This is a genomic window from Sheuella amnicola (assembly GCF_010499255.1).
In the GTDB taxonomy this organism is placed as follows: Bacteria; Pseudomonadota; Gammaproteobacteria; order Burkholderiales; family Burkholderiaceae_B; genus Zwartia; species Zwartia amnicola.
Genome location: NZ_JAAGRN010000005.1, coordinates 130,936 through 142,525, shown reverse-complemented (window position 1 = coordinate 142,525; position 11,590 = coordinate 130,936). Strand labels below are relative to the sequence as shown.

At 48.7% G+C, this 11,590-nt stretch carries 4 protein-coding genes; all 4 read right to left on the bottom strand.

Annotated features, from left to right (window positions below):
* Positions 1-12: 12 nt before the first annotated feature.
* From G3I67_RS08905 to G3I67_RS08890, 4 genes are read right to left on the bottom strand one after another with little or no spacing between them, the layout of a single operon-like run.
* Positions 13-300, bottom strand: a complete 288-nt coding sequence (locus G3I67_RS08905; protein WP_163654431.1) for an NHLP leader peptide family RiPP precursor — start codon at positions 298-300, stop codon at positions 13-15.
* 38 nt (positions 301-338) lie between these two features.
* Positions 339-542 (bottom strand): MbtH family protein, encoded by a 204-nt coding sequence (locus G3I67_RS08900; protein ID WP_163654429.1) that lies wholly within the window; start codon positions 540-542, stop codon positions 339-341.
* 41 nt (positions 543-583) lie between these two features.
* Positions 584-5,080, bottom strand: coding sequence for a type I polyketide synthase (locus G3I67_RS08895; RefSeq protein WP_163654427.1), 4,497 nt, complete (start codon positions 5,078-5,080; stop codon positions 584-586).
* A gap of 22 nt (positions 5,081-5,102) precedes the next feature.
* On the bottom strand, positions 5,103-11,588 hold the full coding sequence (locus G3I67_RS08890; RefSeq protein WP_163654425.1) for a non-ribosomal peptide synthetase: 6,486 nt from the start codon (positions 11,586-11,588) through the stop codon (positions 5,103-5,105).
* Positions 11,589-11,590: the final 2 nt, after the last annotated feature.

Genomic DNA, 11,590 nt, shown 5'->3' with positions numbered 1-11,590 from the left:
ATCGGTAAATAATTAACGATTATGGACAATAAAGTCGCAAGAAAAGCCGCCTCGTGTGAAAACGAAAAATCCGCCGGCGATCAATTCCTTTTCATCAGGCATATCGGCCGGATTTGGAGGGATGACAATGGTTAATTGTTGAGGACTATTTTCAATGGCTGTAATTGATTTGATGCCGGCAGGGATAGGCAAGCCAGCTTCAAGCAAAACGGCTTGGGGGTCTTTCAGCAAGCGGGCTTTAAATTCCGGATCATCCCAGCATTTTCTAACTAGTGCTTCATATGGTTTTGTACTGTTCATTTCGAGTCCTGTTAATTTAAGTTGAAAAATACGGGCAATCAGGCGTTCATTTTTTGTCTTAAGCTCAATGGACGCATATCAGTCCATACAGTGTTGATGTGATCCAAACAGGCCTGCTTAAGACCTCTAAATCCTGCATCGCGCCAACCATTCGGTATCGCTTTGAAGTCGGGCCAGATAGAGTATTGCTCTTCGTGATTGATCACGACGATGTACTGAACCTCAGTGTTTTCGTTAGACATGATGCTTGACTCCCAGAGAATATGAATTCAATTAATTTAAGTTACGCTAAACCAAGCGCTTTGGCGAGGGCCGCAGGCAGGTCTTTACGCTCAAGAAGCGCCTGTACCTCTTCATCTGACATTTGTTCGAGCTGATCAAGTTGTTGCGCAAGTAAATCTTCGTCGCTGTCGCTTACTTGATTCTGAAGCAATGCCTTGCTAAGGGCCGCGACAGTCGGATGCGAAAAGAGCATGCTCATGTCGACAGGCGTTTTAAATTTTTGTTGAATTTCGGCAGTGAGTTGAGCTCCAAGTAGTGAATGCCCACCCAGATCGAAGAAGTTGTCGTCAACCCCGATCTGATTAATTGCCAGTGTGCTTTGCCAAATCTCCGATATGGCCTGCTCATGCTCATTGCGTGGAGCGACATATGGATTTGCGAGATGAGGCCTGTCATACCTGCGCTCAGATTTTGTTGACTGCCCGATGGCTTCATCTGTGGCTCGTTGCTGCGTTCCCACCCGCAACTGCGGTGGATTAGTTGCAATGACAACACAAGGTGCAATGATCTGAAGCGTCAGTAGCGAAAATGCTTGCGCGCCATCACTTGGCGATAATGAGTAGTCCTGAGTGCGAGCAGAAACGGGTTCGTCGGTTTCTTTCCAAGCATCCCATTGAGCAACCATCCAGGGCGTTTCGGATGTTTGATTGGCCTGATGCGAGAATGCTTGCACATAAGCCGCTGCAGATGATGAGATGAATTGTCCGACTCCACCAATCTGTGCAGTCAAAGATGACATGATCAAGCAAAAATCGAGATCTTGTCCATCGATGGCGGTTTTTAGCATGCTGAGATGCGATTCCGTACTTTTGAGAAACGATTTTCCTGCGTCTGAGTCAAAGTTTTGAATCGATTGAATAGGCTTAATTGCATGCATGTCAGTTGCATCGATCACGCCATTGACATTTCCAAACAACGCAACTCCCTCTTCAATGATTTTTTTGAATCCATCAGGGGTGAGGTCCGAAGTGATCCTAGTGACGACTTTGCCGCCTGATGCACTAATTTGATCGATACGATCCTTGAAAGTCGATTTATCCAGCTCAAACCCGGAATCGCTTGTTGTCAGGATAATATTTGCCTGACAAATTTTTGCCAGTTGTATGCCGAACAGTATGCCAATGTCAGATACTCCGCCAATGATTACGTATGTGCCATGCTCGCGAAGCAAGCCAGGAGTTTTGCTATTTTTGGTCATCGGAATGGATTGCAATTCCGGAATCCATCTTCCATTGGCACGCAAAACAACGACAGGCTCCAACAGCTGATTGCGCAATTCGTTGCAAACCTTTTTTGCCAAACGTTGTGTTGACTTTGCGTTATCCGGCAAGGCGCAGTCAATCATTCTGACCGTCAGGTCGGGGCATTCAAAGCGTATTGCGTTAAATGCACCATAAAAGGCGGCCATGTGCGGATTGATCTTCGATTCAGGTCCGTGGGCCAATGCATGGCTGACAATGATGGTTAAATCTATTTCATCGTCTGAGCGAACCTTCCTGATGGCCTGGATGAAGTTCAGTAATTCTATGCTCTGGTCGTCGTCTGTATGTTCCGGTATGTAAATTAATTTATCTGATGACTCTATAAACGTGTCATCACCGATCAACTGAGGGGATATGAGCGAAACACAATTTCCTCGATCAGCTAATAATTTTTGCAATTCGGTTGCAAGCAAACGCTCATTGGAAATGACTGCAATCGATTTGGGACTTTCTTCTTGGGCAAGGGTGAGCTGGCTGGTCACAAGTGCCGGGGTGTAGAACCATTCCTCAGGATTCTTCCGCCTTGATGGATCTAAGGCATGGTTTATGGACTTGCCCGGACTGAGTGGCTCGATCCAGAATTTAGATTTTTCAAATGGGTAAGTCGGTAATGCCTGGCGCAATCTGCGTTGCCCGGCATAATAAGCATCCCAGTCAATTGATATGCCTGACATCCACAGCTGCCCCAGACTTTGAGTCAGGAAAGCCTCTGCGGAAGTGGTTGCTTCGGCCGGGGGGAGGCTGGAAATATAGGTCGCCCCGCCATCTTGGGAGGCTTGAATCATTTTTGCAAGTGAGGTCAGCGTTCTGCCCGGACCGACTTCAAGCAATACTGATTGCGGGTCTTTAGATAGGATGGTTTTCAATCCATCTGCAAATCGCACTGCGTGTCTAAGGTGATCAAGCCAGTATTGTTGACTTGTGGCTTGCTGCGATGTGATCCAAGTTCCCGTGAGGTTCGAAACATATGGAATGCCGGGTGCATTGAGCTTAGCGGAGGCGAGGACTTGAGCAAAGTCGGAAAGCATCGGCTCCATCATGGAAGAATGGAAAGCATGCGAAGTGTGCAGCAACCGGCACTGTCGGGATTGGCCTTCCAGAATGCCGCGCAATGCATTGATCTTGTCATCCGCACCGGATACGACGCAAAGTGAAGTTGCATTCACTGCCGCGATATCAAGTTCAATGCCCTCGGCTTTGAGTAACTGTTGAACTTCAGTTTCTGGCAGTGAAACCGCCATCATTGAGCCGGTCGGCATGCTCTGCATCAGGCGACTTCTTGCGCTGACTATTTTCAATGCATCTTCAAGGCCGATAACACCTGAAATGCACGCAGCAACATATTCGCCAAGACTATGGCCGATCATTGCGGAGGGCTTTACTCCCCAGCTTATCCAGAGCTTTGCGATGGCGTATTCAACGACAAATAAAGCGGGCTGCGCAAAGCAAGTATTGCGAAGATCTTCCTGGCACTGATCTTTAGTCTTGATGTCGGTCAGAATAAATTCACGGACATCGCGTCCAATCATCGGCTTGAGGATATCAGCGCAGATATCAACGGTCTCTTTGAATGCGGGTTCATTCGCATATAGACCTTCTGCCATTCCGGCATACTGACTGCCCTGGCCGGTGAACATGAAGGTCGTATGTGTTGCGTCTTGTTCGACAAAGCTGGAGGCTGCGTATTGAAGTTTTTCACTGGCCTCAGCTGGTGTTGAGCAGGAAATGGCCAATCTATGGGCGAATTTCTTACGACCTACCTGTAATGTGTATGCGACATCGGCCAAATCGATGCTTGGTTCTTGAGACAAATATTGTTCAAGATTTTTAGCATATGTCGCGAGTGCGGTTTCTGTTCGTGCAGATAAAAGGATTAATTTTGACGGCCTGGATGGCGAGCCGTCAGGACGAATTGGAGCCTCTTCAAGTATGGCGTGAGAGTTCGTTCCACCGACTCCGAATGAGCTGATGCCGGCAAATCTGGGTTTATTCTCGACGCGTTTCCATTCTTTAAGCTTATCGACGACATAGAACGGGGTATTTGGTAGATCGAGTTTGGGATTGGGCGCCTTCCAGTGAAGATTAGGAGCTAATTGCTCGTTTTCAAGAGAAAGGACAGTTTTAATCAGGCCCGCGAGCCCTGCTGCCTTGTCCACGTGTCCGATATTCGACTTGACCGAACCAATTCCGCAATATGACTTTGCATCAGTCGAGTCGCGAAAAGCTTGTGTCAATGCGGCAACTTCAATCGGATCACCGAGAGGCGTGGCTGTGCCATGTGCTTCGATATAGGTAATATCTGCACCTTGCACTCCTGCAGCAGCCTGCGCCTGAAGAATCACCTCTGATTGACCTTCAATCGATGGAGCTGAATATCCAATTTTGTCGGATCCATCGTTGTTGATGGCTGAACCGCGAATAATGGCGTGAATATGGTCGCCATCCTCAATCGCCTCGCTCAGTCGTTTCAAAACGACGCATGCCGCACCATTGCCATCCACCAGGCCGCTTGGCGTGGCGTCAAAGGGACGGCAATGGCCATCCGGTGAATATGCGGACCCACCTTCGTGAAGGTAGGCGTTATGTTGCGGAAAATGCACGGTCACGCCGCCGACTAGCACCATGTCTGCTTGATATGTGAGCAGTTGCTGGCATGCCATGTGGACCCCGACAAGCGATGATGAACATGCTGTGCCTATATCAATGGCCGGACCATGCGTATTCATGCTGTATGCGATACGCGTCGGAACAAAATCCTTGTCGTTATAAATTGACAGTTGAAATCCACCAATCTCTTCAATCAAGCCGGGGTGAGTCATGATGTTGAACGCCAGATAGGTGTTCATTCCGGCGCTGGTCAGGATGGCGACGCGACCAGGATAGGAGGACGGTTCATAACCGGCATGCTCCATGGCTTCCCAGGCGCATTCCAGCATGACTCTATGCTGCGGATCCACCAGTTCAGCTTCGCGAGGCGATATGCCAAAAAAAGAAGCATCGAACATATCCGCATCCGCAAGAAAGCCTCTGGCGGAAATCATGTTTGGATTGTTGATCAAGTCTTCCGGATAGCCGTTTGCAGCCAGCTCCTCCTTAGTCGATGAGATGATGGCTTCTCGCCCATCACGCAGCAATTCCCAATAGGCCTTCAAATTGGGCGCCCCAGGCAGTCGGGTCGACATGCCGATAATCGCGATGTAATCCACGAGATCTTGATTATCTTGTTCCTGATTCACGATTTCGATTTCCTGAAAATGACTATGTGGTTTTCCGACGTGGTTTAGCCGCTGTTTTTAATGCACGCTGACGATTGGCTTGATTCATGGCTGCGGCGCGTTGCAGACTTGCGCGTGAGCCAATGTCAGCCGATTCCTGATTTCGCTTTTCGGGTGGGTGCGCCAATCGTTCGGCCAGGCTGGCAATTGTGGGAAAACGAAAGAGATCAACCACAAGGAAGCCGGCAGGCAGGATTGGTTCAAGTTGCTTGAATACCTGAAGCAGAAGAATTGAATTGCCGCCAATATCAAAAAAGTTCTGGTGAATACCGACTTTGTTCATCGATAGCGTATTGCGCCAGGCGGCTGCGATCTTTTCCTCGATATCCGAAGATGGAGCATGATCGAGCTGACTCGATTCAAAAGTGGAGAAGTCAGGAGCAGGCAGCGCACTACGATCCACTTTGCCGTGTGTGGTCAAAGGCATTTCATCTACAACGGTAAACATGGATGGAATCATATGTGCAGGAAGTTCCCGGCGTAATGCTTCTTTCAAGTTCAAAATATCAATTGATTTCTGATCATCAGCCGTGAGATAGGCAATTAATCTGGATTGATTGTTGGCATCTTTAATCAACATGACGACCGCTTCTCGTACATCTTGCTGATCGACAATCGCCGCTTCAATCTCGCCGGGCTCGATTCGGAATCCATTGAGTTTGATCTGGTTATCCATCCTGCCCAGAAATACGAGTGACCCATCAGCGAGATAACGAACGCGATCCCCGGTTTTGTAGAGCCGATCTCCCGGCGTACCCATTTGCGAGCCGAATGGATTGGGTACGAAAACAGCTGCGGTTTGGCCTGGACGGTCAAGGTAACCACGTGCGACACCCGCACCGCCAATATATAGTTCGCCATCGACTCCCGGCGGAACTTGATTCATATGTGAATCAAGAACATAAAGTTGAGTGCCTTGAATGGGTTTGCCAATAGGAACGGAACCTGTCAGACGATCTCTGGCCGTGAAAGTGCAACATCCCACAACGGTTTCTGTCGGTCCATATTCATTAATGCCAAGCGTTTGAGTATGGTCGAACCATGGATCAAGAGATGCGCCGGATAGGGCTTCACCACCCAGAATGAGATATTTAGCCAGTTCAGGATCAGCCTCGGGATTTTGGGCCCTTAATGTGTTGAGCGCTTCAAGATGAGCGGGTGTCAGTTTGATGAAGCTATATTTATAGAGTGAATTGGTCAACGCTTGAATCGCCTCGAGTTCCGCGCCTTCAGGAAGAAGAACGACCTGATTGCCAGCTAGAAGAGGAACGAAAATACTAGTGATTGTGGCATCGAACCCAATCGATCCAAGCACGGGTGAACCATCACCTGATTTGGCCTCGTATTCTTGAACAGCCCAAGTGAGGTAATTCATAAAGCCTTCGTGGGTAATCATGGCACCCTTCGGTGTACCAGTCGAACCCGAGGTGTAAATCACGTAAGCGAGGTTTGCAGGTACTGCGAGGTTATCAAGATTGTCCTCGGCCTCGACTAGGGTTTTTGCCTGCTCTTTCTCAATGTCAAAAGTGGCAATGGCGGTTGTGCCGATTTGATTCAGAGAGTCTTTGTTGCCGATCAGTAGCGAAACTTGTGCGTCTCGCACCAGAAAATCCAGCCTTGCCGAAGGGTAGGATGGATCCATCGGCACATAAGCAGCACCAGCCTTTAGGATGGCCAGCATCGAAATGACCATGTCATTTGAGCGAGGCAAACAGACTCCGACCCGGTCTTCAGGCCGAATACCCATTTCGCGAAGCCTTCTGGCCAGTTGATTTGCGCGACGATTCAGTTGATCGTAGGTAAGTGTGTTGCCCTTCTGGTTGTATTCGATCAGTGCCGGCCGATCAGGTTGAAGTCGTACCTGGTCTTCAAATGCACTGTGAAAGCATGTGGGTGAAAGTGCAGCGGACCCGGCGCTCCAATTCTTAAGTTGTCGTTCACTTTCAGCTTGATTGACTAATGGAAGTCGAATGACATTGGCGTGGATGTCAGTGCAGATCGCATCAAGAATACTTTCATAGCTATCCAGCACCTTATGCATGCGATCCTGATCGAATAGATCCGTGTTGTAGTCGCACTCAAGAATGATTTCATTGCCAAGAAGATTGACTGTGAAAGTCAGCTCAACGCGCGTATACGTAATAGGTTGCTGATAAGGGGAGACCAGCAAATCTGCGACCGGTTGAGCTTGCGGAAGCCTTTCCAGATTGAATATGGTTGACACTAGCGGTGATCTACCAGGGTCTCTCTGAACAACAATTTTGTCGATCAATCGTGAAAAAGGGTAGTCCTGATGCGAATACGCATTTAATAACGTGTTTTTAATTTGCGAAAGATGATCGGCAAAGGAACCATCATGAATTGTGCTGATGACGGGCAATAGATGAATGCCATAACCGACAAGTCCCTGAGCACCATCAATTCCACGGCCAGAGTAGGGTGCGCCGATTACTAGGCGTTCTTGTCCGCTTATTCTGTGCAGTAAAGCAGAATATGCCGCAAAGAGCAGCATGAACATCGTTGACCCTTGCTCTTTTGCAGTGTTCCTTAGTCTTTGCGCAAGATTTTGCGGCATGACCTTTCTAATGCGGTTTCCTCGATATGTTTTGATTTCCGGCCTTGTCCGGTCAGTGGGCAACTCTAGCGCGGGAATAGACGTTTCGAATTGCTTGAGCCAGTAGGCTTCATGAGCAAGCATTGATGGCGAGTTCTTATGTTGCGCATGCCATCTGATGAAGTCTCTATATTGAACCACCGGCGGTAATTTATCCTGACGGCCGGTTTTCGCTGCCTCGTATAGCCTACAAATTTCCTGAATGACTGTTCCCATGGACGGGCCGTCACTAATGATATGGTGGCCGTAAACGAAGAGGATGTGTCGTTGAGGGGCGATTTTGAGAAGTGTTGGTTCAAATAATGCATCAAACGCCAAGTCGCGGGTGATAGACGACTGCTTGACCATCCACTGCTGGGCGGCATCTTCAGGATTGTCTTCACGAGTCAAATCGATGCATTCAAGCCCTATTTCGAACGCGGGCATGACGGTTTGAGACTGCCCATCATCTGCGATGCGGGTTCGCAACGACTCATGACGATCAATGACTTGCTGCACAGCGGCTTTAAGCAGGGATTGATTCAGGTCCCCTTCGATCACAATACAGCCAGGATCGTTATATGCGCGATTTCCATCGGCATGCAATTTTGCGATCAACCAAAGTTGTTGCTGAGCTTCACTAAGAGGGAAAGAATCTGAACTGACTTGTTTTGTCAGAAACGAGTCCTTGAATGCCTTGATTTGAGGAAGATTTTGAATAACCAGATGAGCGTCAATGCCAAAATCGACGAAACAGGAAATTTCAGTGACACCCATTGCAATCAAGCGTTCGACAATTGGACGGCAATGGTCCGGCGAACCGATCAGTGCGCGCGTGGCAATGTATCTTTCATACGCCTTGCCGATAATAAATGCTTTATCTTCTTCACTCGCCCGATCGATATCACGCAAATGAGGCGGCATGCTCTCTGCCATTTTCTGAAACAAGGATAGACTTGAAAGCAAGTAGGCACTCATAGGTTTTCTAGCTTGCTCAACCGCCGTTTCATTGTCTTCACAAATGTATGTGTGCAACAAGATGGCAACGCTGGCGACATCAGGCGAGTGACCGTGATCTTTCAGCGCCTGGCGATAGATCGCAATGTTTTGTTCCAACTCTTCGAGTGATTGACCAAGAAGATTCGTCAAAATGCCCAATCCCATTTCACCCGCTTTGCGATAGGTGTCGGGATTTGCAACAACCGTTAGCCAGGCCGGCAAATGATTCTGTTTTGGACGAGGGAAAATATTGAGCGGTATCTGTTTATTATTGCCGGCTCTGAATGCAACGCTTTCTCCGCGCCAAAGTCGCTTGACTTTATCAATGCCGTCAAACGTGATTTCGCGATTGTTATTGAAGTTATCCGGCGCAAGCGCAAAATCATTCGGGTGCCAACCGGCAGCAAAGCTCACGCCGGCCCGACCGTTTGATAAATTATCCACGACAGACCATTCCTCAGCGACGCGAAGTGGATGATGTAACGGCATCACTACACTTCCTGCCCTCAACTGGATATTTTCGGTTTCGCGAGCGAGCGCGGCAGCAAGGACTGCAGGATTTGGTGAAAAACCGCCAAACTTATCAAAGTGACGTTCCGGCAACCAGATTGCGTTAAAGCCATTTTTATCTGCATACAAGCTGCCCTGCATGAGCAAGTCATACTTGTCTTGCGAAAAAGCAGCATCGTAATTGCCGAAAAAATAAATGCCGAATTGGAGTGCAACCGGCTTGTTTGAAAATACACGCGCGGGTAAGGAAGTCATTGCCGACTTGGCAGCAACTGCGACGCTTTTGTTGGAACCAGCCGGACTGACCGTTGTGGTTGTATTGTTATTGCTTACGTGACTTGGATGAGTAGATTTATTGCCGCGCGCAGGCAAGAAACCGCCTTCCCTCATTTCTTCAATGGTTTCTTTGATTGCCTGGACAACGAAGTCGATATCTGCGTCCGTATGTGCCGTGGAAAGGAAGCATGCGCGCCATTCCCAAATATAGACACCCTTCAACAGAAGGTGATAGAAAAAGAGTTCAATATTTCCGGAAAATTTGAAGCCAAATGTGGAAGCGAAATAAACGACTCGAATGCTGAGGCCTTCTTCTTCGAAGTAGTCATTCATTCTTTTGGCGAATGCCGCAGTTCTTGCATTCAGATTTGCTTGAAGAGCTGGTCCTTGTGCTTTCATGTGGCGCAAGGTTGCAAGGCAGGCCGCCATCGAGAATGGATGCTGGCAAAAAGTTCCGCCAAAATACGTGCGTTTAGCGGAAGGATACGAGGCATCACCGTATTGCCACATTCCTCCATCAATTCCGTCGAGATACCTGGCGCTGCCGGCCACTGCACCAACAGGTGTGCCGCCGCCGACGATTTTTCCGTAGGTGGCAATGTCGGCTTTAATGTCCCATAATCCCTGAACGCCCGCAGGATGGGCACGGAAACCACTCACCATTTCATCGAAAATCAGTGCGACATCTGTTTGCTCTGTGATTTTGCGCAATTCACGTAAAAATTCAACGGGTTGCAAATCCAGTCTTCGGCTTTGAACTGGTTCAACCAGAACAGCTGCAAGTTCATGAGCATGATTGCGAATTGTGTTGAGTGCTTCCGGATCGCCATAATCCAGAACGATGACATCTTTGGCGACATTGGCAGGTACGCCGGGTGCAATTGGTTCGGATATCAGCTCGCCCTGGGCTCCGCGCGTTGTTTTCGCCAACGTGCCATCGGAATGGCCATTGTAGGCACGATCAAAAATGACGATTTTGTCTCGGCCTGTGGCGGCGCGAGCCAATCGAAGGGCAATCATGATGGCCTCGGTACCGGAATTGGTAAAGGCAACACGTTCGTGGCCCGTCATCTCGGTGAATAGTTTCGAGATTTCAAGCATATGTTCGGAACGGGGGCCAAGCTGAAACCCCTGGTTGATTTCAGCTTCCAGAACGCCTTTCATATGTTCGGGGCGACTGCCGAACAATAAAACACCAAAGCCCATCGTCAGGTCAACGTATTCATTACCATCGATGTCACGAAGACGCGAGCCGGTTGATTCCACACCGGTAATGGGATACAGAATTTCTTTTGTCGAAAAGCGGAATCCTATGCTGGCCCGGCTGTCGGCCAAAGTTGGACGACACGCTTGTGCCAACTCTTTGGATTTGGCAGTACGTGCTTGAAATCTCTCGATTAAATTCGCTAGATGCTTGCTTTGCTGTTCAGATAGGCCACTATTTGCATTGGGATTGATGGGGGCATTTAATGCGCGTAATGGAGAGGAGCGGTCCTCTTGTTCGGGTGGTTTTGGTGCGATCGGGCTTTGACGCGGGGAGGGCGAAATATTACTCTCGACCGGCGGGGATGGTTGAACCGGTATGTGTTGAGTGACCTGAGCACCACTGAGCATAGCCAGTTGCTGGGCCATGAGTTGAGTCTGAGCAAAGATGAGTTGACCGATGGCATCCATTTGTTCCGGATCAGACGATATACCGGTCGGTATGACCGGCAGCTGTATCGGTGCGGTCGGTGGTATAGAGTTGGCTGGAGCCGAAAGTGTGGCTGTATTAGTTAAAACTACCGGTGCGGGTATTGGTGTGGTGGTTTGTGTTTCCGAGTGGTTTACGGAGCCATCCAATAATGCGTTCGATCTGGATTCAAGATAGGTTGCAATGGCATCCAGACTGGTGATTTCTTCGAAAAATTGTCGTATTTCAATTTTGACGCCGAAATGATCTTCGATCACGCTTACGCCAGAAACAAGAACGAGCGAGTCCGCACCCATTTCGACTAATTGAGCATGCACGTCAATCTCTTCTACGGAAATACGTAAAAGCGATGAGAATAATTCGCACAATTTATTGAGTACTTGTTGATGACGCGTCATGC